Source organism: Pseudomonas sp. NFPP24 (assembly GCF_900112095.1).
Taxonomy (GTDB): Bacteria; Pseudomonadota; Gammaproteobacteria; order Pseudomonadales; family Pseudomonadaceae; genus Aquipseudomonas; species Aquipseudomonas extremorientalis.
The window spans coordinates 180,978-197,543 of record NZ_FOKD01000010.1 but is presented as its reverse complement, the minus strand read 5'-3'; the positions used below and the strand labels follow the sequence as shown (position 1 = coordinate 197,543).

At 58.8% G+C, this 16,566-nt stretch carries 9 protein-coding genes; all 9 read right to left on the bottom strand.

The features are described 5' to 3' along the window. Positions 1 to 70: 70 nt before the first annotated feature. Positions 71 to 1,279 (bottom strand): glycosyltransferase, encoded by a 1,209-nt coding sequence (locus BM026_RS21690; RefSeq protein WP_093121243.1) that lies wholly within the window; start codon positions 1,277 to 1,279, stop codon positions 71 to 73. Next, positions 1,273 to 5,943 carry a dermonecrotic toxin domain-containing protein gene (locus BM026_RS21685; RefSeq protein WP_093530032.1) on the bottom strand — a complete coding sequence of 1,557 codons (4,671 nt, stop codon included), beginning with the start codon at positions 5,941 to 5,943 and terminating at the stop codon, positions 1,273 to 1,275. Before BM026_RS21685 ends, BM026_RS21690 begins: the two co-directional genes overlap by 7 nt. Positions 5,944 to 6,053: 110 nt before the next feature. Beyond that, positions 6,054 to 6,329 (bottom strand): peptidylprolyl isomerase, encoded by a 276-nt coding sequence (locus BM026_RS21680; protein WP_003174397.1) that lies wholly within the window; start codon positions 6,327 to 6,329, stop codon positions 6,054 to 6,056. 43 nt (positions 6,330 to 6,372) lie between these two features. Next, positions 6,373 to 8,868 carry a PAS domain-containing protein gene (locus BM026_RS21675; RefSeq protein ID WP_092244337.1) on the bottom strand — a complete coding sequence of 832 codons (2,496 nt, stop codon included), beginning with the start codon at positions 8,866 to 8,868 and terminating at the stop codon, positions 6,373 to 6,375. Between the two features lie 135 nt (positions 8,869 to 9,003). Next, entirely contained in the window at positions 9,004 to 10,962 is a 1,959-nt protein-coding gene (locus BM026_RS21670; protein ID WP_093530030.1) for an acetoacetate--CoA ligase, read from the bottom strand. Positions 10,963 to 11,122: 160 nt separating this feature from the next. Next, a complete protein-coding gene (locus tag BM026_RS21665) occupies positions 11,123 to 11,896 on the bottom strand; it encodes a 3-hydroxybutyrate dehydrogenase (RefSeq protein ID WP_093530028.1) in 774 nt (257 codons plus the stop codon). Positions 11,897 to 11,903: 7 nt separating this feature from the next. After that, positions 11,904 to 13,295, bottom strand: coding sequence for a GntP family permease (locus BM026_RS21660; protein WP_093530026.1), 1,392 nt, complete (start codon positions 13,293 to 13,295; stop codon positions 11,904 to 11,906). Positions 13,296 to 13,590: 295 nt separating this feature from the next. Beyond that, positions 13,591 to 14,985: a sigma-54 interaction domain-containing protein gene (locus tag BM026_RS21655; RefSeq protein ID WP_093530024.1), complete on the bottom strand. Its 1,395-nt coding sequence runs from the start codon at positions 14,983 to 14,985 to the stop codon at positions 13,591 to 13,593. Further along, the gene (locus tag BM026_RS21650) at positions 14,982 to 16,556 is read right to left on the bottom strand and encodes an ABC transporter ATP-binding protein (RefSeq protein ID WP_092244322.1); all 1,575 of its coding nucleotides are present in this window, start codon (positions 16,554 to 16,556) and stop codon (positions 14,982 to 14,984) included. Before BM026_RS21650 ends, BM026_RS21655 begins: the two co-directional genes overlap by 4 nt. Positions 16,557 to 16,566 lie beyond the last annotated feature (10 nt).

Genomic DNA, 16,566 nt, shown 5'->3' with positions numbered 1-16,566 from the left:
CATCAATCCCGGTAAAACACCTGCACCAGGTGCTACCCGAACTTGCTCTTGATCGGCCCGTGAACTCGTTTCACGTTGTGATCCAGGAGTGCTCTACGCCTATTACCACACGGGCTCTTTCGAAAAAGGGGAAGTAATGGTCCGTCACCTTGGATAATTTATGAAAGTAAGCGGTGTCAACTACACCAGGGTTAATCTTGGTGCCATGGCTGCGGGAGCGCTGGACCAGTACGCCGTAATAATCCGGTCGTTCACGTGCTAGTACATCGTTGAATACTTGCGGACCGGTCAATTGAAAAAGCTCGGCTGAGTAGGTTTTTAAGGCTTCGTAGGTTGAATCGTATTTGCCAGTAAAGTGCGGTCTGGGTTTGATAAAGAAATCCTTATGCTTGTCGCACCGGCTGAGCATCTCTTCCGTTACCTTGACCAATACCGGGTTATTGGCGTGAGTGGCGAAAATACTGGAGTTGTAACCATAAAAGTCTGCATGGGGCGCATTGATGAAAGTGCCTAGTAATACATCATTGCTCGCCGCCATGAACACTTGCTCGCTTATCTTCGTTGTGAAGCAGTCATCCATGTCCATGTAGATGCCTCCGTAATGATTGGCGAGCGGGTAGCGTAATATGTCAGACGCTGCCGAGTAGTTGGTTGTGGTGCCTGTGGAGATATTCAGGTAGTGCTTATAGATGGCGTGTTTTTTGAAATCTTCAAAAAACACGGTGCCGTTCAACGGAGCAATCGTCAACGTGGGTACGGCGTTTTTCAGTATCTGTGTAAGGGGAATCAATAAGTCATCACTCACATCGGTATGGACGATGACCTTATAACCCGCTGTGTGCGCGGCGTTACGGGTAAGCGCGTCAATGAGGTTCTGACTGGGAAGTAAAGTACCTATCCATATTTTATGAATTTCTCGCGGAATCGGTTGTGTATCCGTGGGCAACACGGGATAGCCAGGAAGCTCCACGTTTCTGAATTCAGTGGGCTGGGGCAACTTGTGCCTGATGGCTTGCCAGTCTTCCAACGTTCCGCGGTCCCAGTAACCCTCATGGGTGAGCCATACAGCTTGGGTGAGGAGTTCGCCGTCAATGGTATCAGGGTGTGTCATCCAGACGCCATGCTGCACGTCGTACCAGATACTCATCGGCGCGCCCTCCGCATCAAGAACAGATAGATGATGCTCAAACTTAACCACCGGAACTCTTGAGGTATGAAGGGGCGCCAAGGGTTGTAGGGCGCTGACAGGAGGGGTGCAGTGATGTTCAGGGTTCAACATTGTATCTCCCACCTGTTTCGAGTGTGATCGAACTTGACGCGAGGGCCGATGTGAGTGTCGTTGTAAAGTTGATAGTCGTCAGTGCCGTGCAGTTTTCTCACAGCGAAGATGTTACCCTGAAGATAAATATAGGTTTTCCCTTCTTTTACGTACATTGAGTTGACGGCTGTTATCTCTGATACGTCGACAGCACGAGCGTGTAATTTGAATTGTTGTTGGATATTGAGTTTGTTGTCGCCGGTGCGGGTGTCAGGTTTGAAGAACTGCGCGCGGCCTTGCGCAGTGGGTACAGCGGAGAGGGGGCGGTACTCAAGTGCTGGAAGATGCCTGTGTGCAAGCGTTTTGAACAGTGTTGGCCCCTGCGACATTTCGGCGCGTGTAAATCTAAGTAAAAACTTGATGGCCAGCATGCCTTTGTGACTGTATTGAAATAACAGTGCAATGGCGCCGAAGGGATTAGCCGCACCTAGAGACCGCAGGAGTACATTGGGTAAAGAACTTTGTAACGGTTGGATCGCCTTGGCTGCTGTTAAGGCTACCTTTGAAAAATTCGTTGACTTAGAAAGAATGATGACCCGACCAAGGCGCGTGGAAATACTAAGGGCCTTGATGCCAAGTCCGACAAACGGCAGTAACAGGCTGAACATTTCAAGGGCCGTGGTAATGATAGTACCCAGTGTTACTTTTCCGGCCTTGATGTCCTGATAAAGCGCATATCCAGGCAGTACAAAGCGCGCCATGAGTTGCGCGCGTGCAAACAGTCGCTCTTTATGGGTCTCGTACGGCGTAGGACTCTTCAAATAGGGGTAGGCAAGGTCCATGATGTTGCCGAATACAGCGTTCACCATTTTTTTGCACAAGTATTGGATCTTTTGTGCTCTGGACATTCCCTGTGTCTGCCGTCGGACGGTGTAGAAGCTGACCATTAAGTACGGCGTACTTTCTTTCTGATCTGGGGCACCTCTGAGGTAAGCCCCTTCATTCAAGGGAGAGATATACAGATACGGCAACTCATGCCACAGAGCATCCTGTGTGGGGGGAGAAGACGTCACGTGGATGCGGGTAGCGCGTTTAGCAGAGAGAGGTAGCGCTCGGACAGTTCCTGAAGGGCAAAATATTTCATAGGCGTACTGGATGTCCTCGTTCTCTTTATAAAGGGCGATGAGCCCAAAGCGGCTTTCCTCCCAGTTACCCTGACTGTTTTCAAACGATACCTTTATGTATTTGTAAGCGTTAAGTATCCGCTCCCGGTCCAATTGCGGTGTGCCGTGCAGCGCGAGTGCCAGGCGGTCAACCATGGCGCTTAGAAAGTTGTCCTTGTAGATGGAAAATTGTTGGTCAAACCGCGCTTGTAACTCGCAAGCGCCGTGTGGGTAGGGTTTTACCCCAATCTCTTGTTCTGTAAACCCCACACCGGACACACAGGACATGTACTTTTCCAGAAGGGTCATACGCATTCGGCGTCCAATATGCCGGTCTGCCGCGACGGAGGGGTGAACATGGAAGTACTTCTTGAGCTCGGCTTCTGTGAACGCGATGATCTGTTCCGCATCCACACCAGGATTGGCTTTTTTGAATGCGCTGCTTGCCATGCTTTTACGTTGAGGTGGTACTTGCGCCAGATGAGTAAAGGTTTGTGCCTCGAGGGCCTCTTGTTCGCTGACATAGGCGACAGCCTTGAGGCTATCGGCATGGGTGACCCAGGCAATTTCGGTTTCGGGAATGACTCCCTGGCACATGGCAAAGTGCAGACTGGGCAGCTGCTTTAAAAGAGCAACAGCGGTTTTCTTATCATCGCTCAACCCCGCGTAATGAGCATTCGAGTAGGCGGTGACTATTTCCACGTAGCTCAGGCCTTGGCTAGAGCATGGCTGTTCAGCTTCCAGGCATGCAACCGCATGACGCCAGTGAAGACTGTCCAGGGTTTGCCCGTACAGCAGGGTGGCTGGCACTTGGGTCACTAATAATTCCGGTGCATAACGAGCGCAGAGCAGTGTGAAGACGAACCGCTGGGTTTGGCGGTCTACGTTTTTCGGGAGGCGTTGTTTGAGATGCGCTCGAAGCGTCTCGCGAACCTGGCTTACCGGAGACTCCCCTAGCTCGACGCTGTGCAAGTTCAAACCACAAATGTAGCCGGGCTTTTGTTCGGTGGGTGGGTAGAGATAATCGGTTATAACCGAGATGGCGAGCGCCCTAAATGATGTCTGCGCGTCATTGCGGCCTGGTGCAATGATTTTTCCAAGGGCTTTGCCCAGTCTGTGCAAGCCTGGAAGATCCAGCAGCAACTCATGATATAGCGAATAGTTACGTGGCTGTGCTGGTGAGATCATGTGCTCAGGGTCGTAGTCCGCCAATAACGACAGATTGAGGTAAGACGCTAATGCCGTTAGATCAATCTGGTCAGGTGTTGCTTTGATTTCACTGCACAAAATGGAAACGAGCGCGGGAGATTGGTCCTGTGCGAGGGTCAGCTCTCGTGCGGAGTAGTAGGGGTGAACGCCCTCGCTGGGTAATTGCTTCATGCCCAGTAACCTGAGGCCCACGCTTTCGAGTCGTAAGCCTAGGCGATCGCTGGGGGCGTTGCTCGCATAGAGCTGCATGAAGTAATAGAAGTTGTGCCGAAGACTGCCGGGGTGCTGCCAACTGAAAATCTGGCGTTCATCGCGGTAGGCGCAGATGCGTTGCAGGGCAAGAAAGCGAAGAGAGAGGGGAACAGGTGTCTCGGCAGAGAAATAACTGACGACATGGCTCATGACACCTTTGAGAGTGTTACCCACTTTGTCGGTGTTCAAGGTGCCTATCATCAGCGCTCTGCATTTAGTGTCATTGAACGCAAGCTTATTGAGTGCCGAGAGGTCCAGTATGGGTGAGTCCAGATCTTTGCTGTAGATATCCTGCGCGCGCGCAGTGGAAGTCAGTACTAACGCATCAGAAAGCGTTTTGCCGGGCAACTGTTCAAGCATGCTTGTCTGGCGGTGGTTTATCCAGCGCGCGTGCTGTTTGGTCAAGTGTTGGGCCAGTGATGGATTTAGTGCGTTGCAAAATGCTTCGAGCCCGGCAGGCAACGTATCATTTTTTATCGCGGTGAAGTCGTGCAGGAAATCTTCCGCCTGCTGGACGAGTAAACCCTCCACAAGTTCGTCAACGACGTAAGCTGCTGTGAGCATTTTTTTCAAACCCAGTCGAGCGGGTTGTGTTGAGCAAAAATCAACGATGTTCAGAGCGCTTTTTTTGCTCAAATGGTCCAGTAATAGCGGTCGACTGTTGCTATCAGCCATCTGGGAAAGCAGGCGCTTCTCGAATGCTTCCCAGCTTTCGTACTCCACCGCGCCTGTGTTCAGGGCGAACGCCACAAGGCGGTTTTGCTTTGAGGCTGATGCCTGCTGTTCGATCAGGAATGTGCCGCTGATGGGAAATGCCTTACCGCTGAAAAGATCTACGAACGCACAGGTGTAGGTGCTGATTGCAGGGGGCAGTGCTTGAGCGGAAGATTGGCTGAGTATCTGATTGATCTGCGTATGGCTGTCGTGCGTCAGGGTACTGTCCGCCAGCCCGATACGGGCTGTGGTTTCGATAGCGTGCTTGAGATGGTTGCGCCAGATCGTCTTGGCCCCCTTTTCAGAGGTCACGGGCGCCCAATAGTTTATGACATCCTGCTGGTACAACTTGGGGAGCCTGTCGAGGCGATCCAGAAAGTCATCCAATGTGCCGATATCAACGGAGATGAAAGGATGTAGATTGAATTGACTGTGGTTGATCGGCGACTGCTTCAATAAATCTTGGGCAGTTACCAGGGCGGGACGATCTTCTCTGGTGATGCTCGTGTCCTCATAAACCGATATCTGCAATGAGGTCCACCGGGTGTCCGTTTGCTGATGAGGCCTGACACCTGTGCGAAGGTAGTCTGCTACCAACGACGCGATGGGTTTTGTATAGATGATCAGTCGATCGGTGGCAGGTGGCTTACGGTCTTTGGATGGGACATCGACATAGCCATGGACGATCGCAGCGTAAAAAGTCGAGTGTGTCGTGGCACTGAAGGATTTGCTGATGAACGTGGTGATTTCCCGCTGCAAGTTGTGCGATAAGCGCGGTTGGCGTTTCAGAATGTCGAGCGGATCGTGACGATGGAGTGTGAGCGCATTGAGCTCCAGTTTCTGAAAGGCGCGCAGTTGATAGATATCGATAATATTCGCGATCAACGCAAGGGAGTCCTGGTCCAGAGGGTAAGCTGAATTCCTTGAAGTCTCGCTGTTAGTTAATGCGCTGATGAATTCATCCTTGAAACACTGCCGTGCTGTGCGGTCAAGAATCGCGGTGGGATAGAGCAGCGCTGGAAGCTCTCCGCGCCAGAGGGCTTCTGAGAGTTTGTAGAGACATTCCAGGGTCAGCGAAAACGTTAACTTCTCGATGGGAATTGTCACTGCGGTGGAAATCAGGGTTTGAAAAGGCGGAAATCTGCACAGGCCAGGCAGCGCGTGTTCGTCGCCGAAATCAAGGGTTTTGAAGAAGACGTGGGCACGCAGGGCGATAACATGGGAACGTGTGAGCAGGCGCTGAAAAAACTGGCGTGCCTGATCGCTGGGCAGGTCCGCCACATTTGGAATATGTAACGCGTAGAGCAAACTTGGAATGCTGAGTTGTTGTATTTTGGCGGTGTCCACATCCGGCCTCCCTGGTCCTGGTATAGCGATCAAGGTAGGCTGTGTGGAAAGTCACCCGGCAGTATTTATATCTCGTCCAGGTCGACGACGAGCGATACAAATAGAGCCGGTTAATCCCGGTAAAACACCTGCACCAGGTGATACCCGAACTTGCTCTTGATCGGCCCGTGAACCACCTTCACCGGTTTCTTGAAGATCACCGCATCAATCGCCCCCACCATCTGCCCGGGCCGCACTTCGCCCAGGTCGCCGCCACGCTTGCCCGAGGGGCAAGTGGAGTACTTCTTGGCCAGCACATCAAACGCCTCGCCCTTGGCGATGCGCTGTTTGAGCTGTTCGGCTTCTTCGCTGGTTTTCACCAGGATATGACGGGCTTGGGCTTTCATTGATCTCTACCAGGTGTGCGACGGCGCGCGATTATGCCTGAACTCATTCGTCGGCGTTGATCATGCTGCGGATTTTTGTCGCCAGCAGGTCGATGGAAAACGGCTTGGCCACCATGTCCATGCCGTCTTCGAGGAAGCCCTGGCGCTCGGCGGCTTTTTCCGCGTAACCGGTCATGAACAGTACCTTCAGCCCCGGCCGGTGCTGGCGGGCGATTTCCGCAAGCTGCCGGCCATTCATGCCCGGCAGGCCGACGTCAGTCACCAGCAGATCCACACGCAGATCCGACTCCAGCAGCGGCAGTGCAGCCCGGGCGTCGCCCGCCTGGTGCGCCGTGTAGCCCAGTTCGTCGAGCACATTGACCACCAGCATGCGCACTGCCGGGTCATCTTCGACCACGACCACGGCTTCACCGGCCAGGGCTACCGGGGCTTCACCGAGGCTGGCAGGCAGGTCGCTTTCCAGGGAGGTGCCATGCAGGCGCGGCAGATACAGGCGCACGCAGGTGCCCTGGCCCGGCGCGCTCTGGATCGTCACATGCCCGCCGGACTGCTGGGCAAAGCCGTAGATCATCGACAGCCCCAGGCCTGTGCCCTGGCCGATGGGTTTGGTGGTGAAGAACGGGTCGAACGCCTTGGCCAGAATCTTCGGCGCCATGCCGGTGCCGTTATCGCACACGCCAAGCATCACGTAGTCGCCGGCCTTGACCGGTTCCAGGGTAGTGATGTCGGTGCCGTCCAGGTAACTGTTGGCGGTTTCGATCAGCAGTTCACCGCCGTCGGGCATCGCGTCGCGGGCGTTGATCACCAGGTTGAGCAGGGCGTTTTCCAGTTGGCTGGCGTCGGTGTTCACCGGCCAGATGTCATGGCCGAGCTGCACCTTGAGGCTGATGTGCGCGCCCTTGGTGCGGCGGAACAACTCTTCCAGGGACGCCACCAACTGGTTCGGGTCCAGCGGGCGACGGTCCAGGGACTGGCGCCGCGAGAACGCCAGCAAGCGGTGGGTGAGGGCGGCCGCACGGTGTGCGGAGGATACGGCGGCATCGGTAAAACGACCGATCTCGTCACTGCGCCCGGCAGCGATGTAGCGCTGCATCAGGTCCAGGCTGCCGATGATGCCGGTGAGCATATTGTTGAAGTCGTGGGCGATACCGCCGGTGAGCTGGCCCACCGCTTCCATCTTCTGGGCGTGGCGCAGCGCATCTTCGGCGCGTTCGCGTTCGAACATTTCGTTTTGCAGGCGCTGGTTGGCCTCGGCCAGCGCCTGGGTGCGCTGGGCCACGCGTTCCTCGAGGTTTTCATTGAGGTGGCGCAGGGCTTCTTCGGTGAGCTTGCGTTCGGTTTCATCGATCACAAAGATGTAGAACCCCTTCACCGAACCGTCATTGCTGAAGCGTGGCAGGTACTTCATCAGGGCGTGGCGTGGTCGTCCGTCCTGGTGTGGCGTGATGGTCATGAAGCTGCAGGCCTTGCCCTTGAGTGCGGCCTCGATCTTGTCTGCACGCCCGGCATACACCTCGTCGCCGAGCACTTCGCGGATGGTCTTGCCGTACAGCTCCTGGGGCGTCATGCCGTACCATTCCAGGTAAGCGCTGTTGTTCAGGCGGAACCGCTGCTCGTGGTCGACATAACCGATCAACACCGGCATGGCGTTGATGATCAGCTGCAACTCGCTCTGGCTTTGGCGCAAGGCCTGCTCGGTGTGTTTGCGCTCGGTCAGGTCCAGCGCAGCACCCAGGAAACGCGCGGGGCGGCCTTGATGATCCTTGTAGCAGCGCCCGCGGGCGAATACCCAGCGCACTTGGCCATCGGCTTGCAGCAGGCGGTATTCCTCGGCGTACTCGGTGCCGAAGGTGATGCAGTGCTTGATGCTGCGCGCCACCATGCCACGGTCTTCCGGGTGCACGCCTTGCAGGTAGTCGCTGATCGGCAAACGGCTTGCATCGTCGGGATCGACACCATGCAGGTAGGCGAAGTGCGTGTCAGCGATAAAACGGTCTTCGCCGATATCCCAGTCCCAGGTGCCGACCGCGTCGGTGGCCGCCAATGCCAGTTGCAGGCGCTGTTCGGTGTTGTGCTGGGCCTTGCGCCGTTCATTGGTTTCGATGGCGGTGACCAGGATGCCGGCAACGCTGCCGCTTTCATCGCGGACCGGGCTGTAGGTGAGGTCCAGCCAGATTTCAGTATCGCGATTGTGGCGTTGCAGTACGAAGCGCTGCTCGCTGAAGGTGCGCACCTGGCCGCTGAGCACGGCGTCGTAGATTGGCCCGGTAAAGCCTTCCAGCTCCGGCCAGGTCTGGTGCGCCGGCTGGCCCATGGCCCCAGGGTGTTTATTGCCCGCGAGTTGGGCGAACCCGTCGTTGTAGAGCTGCGTGAGCTGGTTGCCCCACAGCAGGAGCATCGGCATCGGCGAGTGCACCACGATATCGACCGCCGTGCGCAGGCTTTGCGGCCAATCACCGGCCTCACCGAGAGGGCTTTGCGCCCAGTCCAGCCGCGCAATCAATGCGGCGGCTTCGCTGCCGGTGGATGTTCCAATCATGAAAAAGCCCTGAGCGTAACGCTTTGAAAAATGACAACACCCATTATCCCGTCAGACGGCAATGAGTGACTACCCCCGAAAAATAGCATGCATTGGGGGTTTGTCTTCAAATGAGTGCGTCAGCGCTGAAACCTTTCATCCTTGCGCCAGTTCCGGGCGATCGCGGAACTGATCAAGCGCCTGCGGGTTGGCCAGGGCGTCGGTGTTCTTCACCGGCTCGCCGTGCACCACATTACGCACTGCCAATTCGACGATCTTGCCGCTGATGGTGCGGGGGATATCAGTGACAGCGAGGATCTTGGCCGGCACATGGCGCGGTGTGGTGTTGGCACGGATCACCTGGCGGATCTGCTGTTCCAGGGCCTCGTCCAGTTCGATACCGTCATTGAGGCGCACGAACAGCACCACGCGCACGTCGTCCTGCCAGCGTTGGCCGATGGCCAGGCTTTCCAGCACCTGGGGGATTTTTTCCACCTGGCGATAGATCTCTGCGGTGCCGATCCGCACGCCGCCCGGGTTAAGTACCGCGTCGGAACGCCCGTGGATCAGCAGGCTGCCGTTGGGGCGCTGTTCGGCGTAGTCCCCTTGGGCCCAGACGCCGGGAAACTGGCTGAAATACGAAGCGAGCAGTTTCTTGCGCTCCGGATCCTTCCATAGCCCGATGGGCATGGCCGGGAAATGCCGGGTGCACACCAGCTCGCCTTTTTCACCGACCAGCGGCCGGCCCTGGTCGTCCCACACTTCGATGGCCATCGCCAGGCTCTTGCACTGCATTTCACCGCGCCGCACCGGCAGCACCGGGTTGCCGATCACAAAGCAGGAGACGATATCGGTGCCGCCGGACATGGACGACAGGCACAGCTCGGCCTTGATTTCGCGGTACACGTAGTCATAGCTCTGCGGCGACAGCGGCGAGCCGGTCGAGATCAGCGCTTTGAGGCTGCCCAGGTCATGGCTGAGGCGCGGTTGCAGGCCGGCTTTTTCCAGGGTGGCGAGAAACTTGGGGCTGGTGCCGAACACGCTGATGTGTTCCGCATCGATCAGGTCGATCAAGCGCTCGGGGCCGGGGTGAAACGGTGAGCCGTCATACAGCACCGCCGTGGCGCCGATGGCCAGCACCGACACCAGCCAGTTCCACATCATCCAGCCGCAGGTGGTGTAGTAGAACAGGCAGTCCTCGCGGGACAGGTCGGCATGCAGGCCGTGTTCCTTGAGGTGGGTGAGCAATACGCCGCCGGTGCCATGGATGATGCACTTGGGCACGCCGGTGGTGCCGCTGGAGTAGAGGATGTACAGCGGATGGTCGAACGGCACCGCGACGAAGTCAGGCTCGCCGCCGGGTTGGTAGAAGTCCGGCCACAGCCAGACGCTGGCGTGGGTCTGATAGTCCTCGATCCTGGCCTGGGGGCGCGCATACGGCACGATGATCAACTGCTCCAGGGACGGCAGGCGCGCGAGGATTTCATTGAGCTTGGCGGTCTGGTCGATATCCTTGCCGGCATAGCGGTAGCCGGCGCAGGTGATCAGTACCTTGGGCTCGATCTGGCCAAAACGGTCGATCACGCCCTGGGTGCCGAAGTCCGGCGACGAGCAGGACCAGATCGCCCCCAGGCTGGTGGTGGCGAGCATGCCCACCAGGGTTTGCCAGGTGTTGGGCATACACGCCGCGACGCGGTCACCCTGGGTCACGCCGGCAGCGCGCAGGCTGCGTTGCAGGCCGGCGACGTGGGCGGCCAGTTCGGCGTAGGTCAGTTGTTCGCGTTGGCCGTGTTCTGCGACAGCCACGACGGCGGTGTGAGCGTCACGTCGGCGCAGCAGGTGTTCGGCAAAATTCAGCGTCGCACCGGGAAACCAACGGGCGCTGGGCATCTCGGCGTCTTCGATCAGCACCGCGGTGGGCGGGCTGCGAAATTGCACGTCGAAATAGTCCACGATCGCCCGCCAGAAATCCGCGCGCTGGTCGATGCTCCACTGGTGCAGCGCCGGGTAGTCGCCAAGCTGCAGGCTGTAGCGCTGGTTGATGTAGCGCCGGAACTGGTCCATGCGCGTGTTGGCGATGCGTTCCGGGGAGGGTTGCCAGAGGATGTCGGGCATCAGCAGGTCTCTTGTTCTTATCTAGGTCTTCCACACAATACAGTTCAAATGTGGGAGGGGGCTTGCCCCCGATGAGGGAGTGCCAGTTGATACATGGGGTGACTGACCCTCCGCTATCGGGGGCAAGCCCCCTCCCACATTTGAACGCCAGTGTCCGCTGTTACTGGGCCAGCCAGCCGCCGTCGATATTCCACGCCGCACCGCGCACCTGGGCACCGGCTTCGCTGCACAAAAACAGCACCAGTTCACCCAGTTGCGGCGGTGTCACAAACTCCAGCGACGGTTGCTTCTCCGCCAACAGGTCGTGCTGCGCCTGCTGCGGGTCGATACCACTGGCGGCGCGATCATCGATCTGCTTCTGCACCAGTGGCGTCAGCACCCAGCCGGGGCAGATGGCGTTGCAGGTGACATTGCTGGTGGCGGTCTCCAGGCCAACCACCTTGGTCAACCCGATCACGCCATGCTTGGCCGCCACATACGCGGCCTTGCCCACCGACCCGACCAGGCCATGCACCGAGGCAATATTGACAATACGCCCCCAGCCCTTGGCCTTCATCCCCGGCAGGCTCAAACGTGTGCTGTGGAACACCGAGGACAGGTTGATCGCGATGATCGAGTCCCAGCGTTCGGCCGGGAAGTCTTCCACCGCAGCCACATGCTGGATGCCGGCGTTGTTGACCAGGATGTCGACGCCGCCGAATTCACGCTCGGCGTAGGCGATCATGTCGGCGATCTGCGCCGGGTCGCTGACGTCGGCCGGATGATGGCCGACCTTACCGCCGAACACCCGCACCTGGGCGATCACCGCGCTGGCGTCACCGAAGCCATTGAGGATCAGGTTGGCGCCGGCCTTGGCCAGGCTCAAGGCGATGCCCAGGCCGATGCCGCTGGTGGAGCCGGTGACCAGGGCGGTCTTGCCGTTCAATGTCGTCATGGAAACCTCACACAATGCCGGTGGCGTAGAAAGTACCGATCACCACGAACACCGCGAGGGTCTTGATGAGCGTGATGCCGAAAATGTCCTTGTAGGCTTCGCGGTGGGTCAGGCCGGTGACCGCCAGCAGCGTGATCACCGCGCCGTTGTGGGGCAGGGTGTCCATGCCGCCGCTGGCCATGGCCGCGACGCGGTGCAGCACTTCAAGGGGGATATTGGCCGCATGGGCCGCCGAAATAAAGCTCTCGGACATCGCCGCCAGGGCGATGCTCATGCCGCCCGACGCGGAACCGGTGATACCGGCCAGCAGGGTCACGGTGATCGCTTCATTGACCAGCGGGTTGGGAATGCCCTTGAGCCAGTCGGCCAGCACCAGAAAGCCCGGCAGCGACGCGATCACCGCGCCAAAGCCATATTCAGAGGCGGTGTTCATCGCCGCCAGCAGCGCACCGCTGACCGCGCTTTTGCTGCCTTCGGCCAGCTTGCTCTTGATCGCCGAGAAGCCGAACACCAGCACCACGATGATCCCTACCAGCAACGCCGCCTGTACCGCCCAGATCGCGGTGAGCTTGGCGATTTCGGTGGTCACCGGCACACTCATGCCGGGCAGGCTGAGGCTGTGGGTCTTGCCGTACCACTGCGGGATCCAGTGGGTGAACAACAGGTTCATCACGCCGACCAGGATCAGTGGCGACAGCGCGATCCAGGGATTGGGCAGGGTCAGGTTCTCGGCGGTTTCCGGCTCGTTGCGCAGCTCCGTGCCATAGCCTTCACCGGCACGCTGCGCCTTGTTGCGCTGGCGTGCCAGGTAGAGCATGCCGGCGCAGAACACGAAGATCGTACCGATCAAACCCAGCCACGGCGCGGCCCAGGCGGTGGTGTTGAAGAAGGTGCTGGGGATGATGTTCTGGATCTGCGGGGTGCCGGGCAGAGCGTCCATGGTGAACGAAAACGCACCCAGGGCGATGGTGGCCGGGATCAGGCGCTTGGGAATATTGCTTTGGCGGAACATCTCCGCTGCAAACGGATACACCGCAAACACCACCACGAACAGCGATACGCCGCCGTAGGTGAGCAGGGCGCAGACCAGCACGATCACCAGCATCGCCTGGCGCGTGCCGAGCAAACGAATGGCTGCCGCCACAATCGAGCGCGAGAAGCCCGACAGCTCGATCAGCTTGCCGAACACTGCACCGAGCAGGAACACCGGGAAATACAGCTTGATAAAGCCGACCATCTTCTCCATGAACACGCCGGTAAAGGCAGGGGCGACGGCGGACGGGTCGGTGAGCAGGACAGCGCCGAGGGCGGCGATGGGGGCAAACAGGATAACGCTATAGCCACGGTAGGCCGCCAGCATCAGCAGCGCCAGGGCTGCCAGGGCAATGATCACACTCATGGTGTGTCTCCATCGGATTGTTATTGTTGTGGGGTGTTGATTTAGGAGAGGGCTATAGCGAGATATGTGCCATGTTCTTAACTTGTTGAAATTAAACAGTAATTTTCTGTATTTGGTGTGCTTCTCTGAATGTTGTCTCTAACTTGAGACAAGTGACAAACAAATGTGGGAGGGGGCTTGCCCCCGATGGCAGTGTGTCAGCCAACTAATAGCCAACTGAAGCACCGCCATCGGGGGCAAGCCCCCTCCCACATTAGCTAGTCTCTGTATTGAAATTTGTGTCTCTTTTTTGAGATCAGTTGATATCCAACGCCACCATCTTCTTGTACAGCGTCGACCGCCCGAGCCCCAACCGCTTGGCCGCTTCCACCACATTTCCCTCGCACGCGCTCAATGCCGCCGCGATGATCTGCCGATCAAACCGCTCCCGCGCCGCACTGAAGCTTTCGCCCTCGACCGTAGCGACGGCACTGCCACGCTCCACGGGGGTAAAGGTGCCAATCGCCGCCCGAATCTCCCCGGCATTCAACACCAGGTCATCACTGAGCAATGCCGCCCGCTCCAGCACGTTGCGCAGCTCACGGATGTTCCCCGGCCACGCATGCTGCGCCAGCAGTGCCAGGGCCTCGCGGTCCAGTTCATGCTGGCTGCGCAGTTCCTCCAGAATCGCCTCGCTCAACGCCGGAATATCCTCCAGCCGCTCACGCAACGGCGGCACCTGGATCGGCAGCACATTCAGCCGGTAATACAAATCCGCGCGGAACTCGCCGCGCTTGATCGCCGCCTCCAGGTCCATGGAGGTGGCGGCGATCACCCGCACATCGCTGTGCAGCATCTCGTTGGAACCCACCGGCTCGAATTCCTTTTCCTGCAACACGCGCAGCAGTTTGCTTTGCAAGGGCAGGGGCATGTCACCGATTTCGTCGAGGAACAGCGTGCCGCCCTGGGCGATCTGGAACTTGCCGGGGCGGCCCTTGCGGTCAGCGCCGGTAAACGCTCCCGGTGCGGTGCCGAAGAACTCGGCTTCCAGCAGGTCAGCGGGAATCGCCGCGCTGTTGATGCTGACAAAGGCCTTGTGCGCACGGCTGGACGCGCCATGAATCGCCTGGGCCAGCAGCTCCTTGCCGGTACCGGTTTCACCCAGCAGCAGCACGGGCGATTCGGCGCTGGCACTGCGCCGCGCCCGGCGTTTCACTTCGAGGCTGGCGGCGCTGGTGCCGATAAAATGCGCGAAGTTGTATTTGCTCTGCCGCGAGCGCAGCAAGGAGCGCGTCGACGCCAGTTCTTGCTGCATGCTCAGGTAGCGCTCAATCAGTGGCGACAGGTTGCGCAGTTCATCAAACAAGGCAAAGCCGATCGCACCGATCACCGCACCGGCGTCGTTGTGGATCGGCAAGCGCATCACCACCAACGGGCCCTTGGGCGTGTCCTGGATGTCCAGCAATATGGGCTGGTCATTGCGTACCACCTGGCGCAGCAGGCTATTGGAGATCACCTGCTCGCACGGCTGGCCGATGGCCTCGTCGGCGCTCTTGAGGCCAAAGCGCTTGGCGTAGCGCTCGTTCATCCACACGATATTGGCGTCGCGGTCGACAATCACCGTGCCTTCGCTGGACTGCTCGATGATCTCGAACAGCGACTGGATAGCCAGGCCGCGAACCTGTTGGTAATCCGTGAGGCTGGTACTCATGACGACAGCCCGCACGCCGCCGCCAGCAGCTCTTGGGTGTAAGGATGCTGCGGTGCATCAAACACCTGGTGGCTCGCGCCGGCCTCCACCACCTTGCCATCCTTGATCACGATCATGTCATGGGCCATGGCACGCACCACGGCCAGGTCGTGGCTGATAAACAGGTAGGTCAGGCCGTATTTCTCCTGCAACTCACGCAGTAGCGCCACCACTTGTTTCTGCACGGTGCGGTCGAGGGCCGAGGTCGGTTCGTCGAGCAACATCAGCGCCGGCTTGAGCACCAGGGCGCGGGCGATGGCGATGCGTTGGCGCTGACCACCGGAGAACTCATGGGGGTAGCGATGGCGGCTGGCGGGATCGAGGCCCACGTCCTTGAGCACCTGCACCACCTGTGCATCGCGGTCGGCCAGGCTGCACGGTGCGTGAACCTCCAGGCCTTCGCTGATGATCTGCTCCACGGTCATGCGCGGGCTGAGGCTGCCGTAGGGGTCCTGGAACACCACCTGCATCTGCTTGCGCCATGGGCGCATCTGCTTATGGTTCAGCGGGTCGAGGGCTTCACCCTGGAAGCGGATACTGCCCGTGGAATCAAGAAGCCGCAAAATCGCCTGGCCCAGGGTGGACTTGCCCGAGCCGGACTCGCCGACAATCCCCAGGGTCTTGCCGCGCTGCACGCTCAGGCTGATGCCATCCACCGCCCGCAAGTAAGTCTTGCGCCGGAACAAACCACCGCCGAGGGGGAATTGCACGGTCAGGTCATCCACCTGCAATACCGTCTCGCGTTCGTCACTGCACAGGGCATTACCGGCCGGTTCAGCATCCAGCAGCAGGCGGCTGTAGGGGTGCTGCGGCGCGCTGAACAGTGTCTGGCAGTCGGCCTGCTCGACGATCTCGCCGGCACGCATCACGCACACGCGCTGGGCAATGCTGCGCACCAGGTTGAGGTCGTGGCTGATCAGCAGCAGGGACATGCCCAAGCGTTGTTGCAGGGACTTGAGCAGCAGCAGGATCTTGCGCTGCACGGTCACGTCCAGCGCCGTGGTGGGTTCGTCGGCGATCAGCAGTTCCGGTTCGCAGGCCAGGGCCATGGCGATCATCACCCGTTGGCGCTGACCACCGGAGAGCTGGTGCGGATAAGCCTTGAGGCGTTCCTGGGGCTTCTGGATGCCCACCAGTTCGAGCAATTCGAGGATGCGCGCCTGCGCCGCCTTGCCGCCCAGGCCCTTGTGCAGCAGCAGGGTTTCGCCGATCTGCTTTTCGATGCTGTGCAAGGGGTTGAGCGAGGTCATCGGCTCCTGGAAGATCATGGCAATGCGGTTGCCACGTAGCTTCTGCAAGGTGGCGGCTGAAGCGCCGACCAGTTCCTGGCCACGGTACTTGATGGAACCGGTGGTTTGAGTACCGGCCTCGGGCAGCAGTTGCAGGATCGAGTGGGCCGTCACCGACTTGCCCGAGCCCGACTCGCCCACCAGTGCCAAACACTCGCCGGGGCGTACGTCCAGGCACAGGTTGCGCACCACGGTCTGGCCACTGAACGCGACGCTGAGGTCGCGGATTTCGATCAGGTTCATAGGCAGTCAC

Excerpts from the sequence above, each read along its gene's own strand:
- BM026_RS21690 (WP_093121243.1), bottom strand. The coding sequence starts at position 1,279 with ATGTTGAACCCTGAACATCACTGCACCCCTCCTGTCAGCGCCCTACAA.
- BM026_RS21660 (WP_093530026.1), bottom strand. The coding sequence starts at position 13,295 with ATGAGTGTGATCATTGCCCTGGCAGCCCTGGCGCTGCTGATGCTGGCG.
- BM026_RS21655 (WP_093530024.1), bottom strand. The coding sequence starts at position 14,985 with ATGAGTACCAGCCTCACGGATTACCAACAGGTTCGCGGCCTGGCTATC.
- BM026_RS21650 (WP_092244322.1), bottom strand. The coding sequence starts at position 16,556 with ATGAACCTGATCGAAATCCGCGACCTCAGCGTCGCGTTCAGTGGCCAG.
- BM026_RS21680 (WP_003174397.1), bottom strand. The coding sequence starts at position 6,329 with ATGAAAGCCCAAGCCCGTCATATCCTGGTGAAAACCAGCGAAGAAGCC.
- BM026_RS21675 (WP_092244337.1), bottom strand. The coding sequence starts at position 8,868 with ATGATTGGAACATCCACCGGCAGCGAAGCCGCCGCATTGATTGCGCGG.
- BM026_RS21670 (WP_093530030.1), bottom strand. The coding sequence starts at position 10,962 with ATGCCCGACATCCTCTGGCAACCCTCCCCGGAACGCATCGCCAACACG.
- BM026_RS21665 (WP_093530028.1), bottom strand. The coding sequence starts at position 11,896 with ATGACGACATTGAACGGCAAGACCGCCCTGGTCACCGGCTCCACCAGC.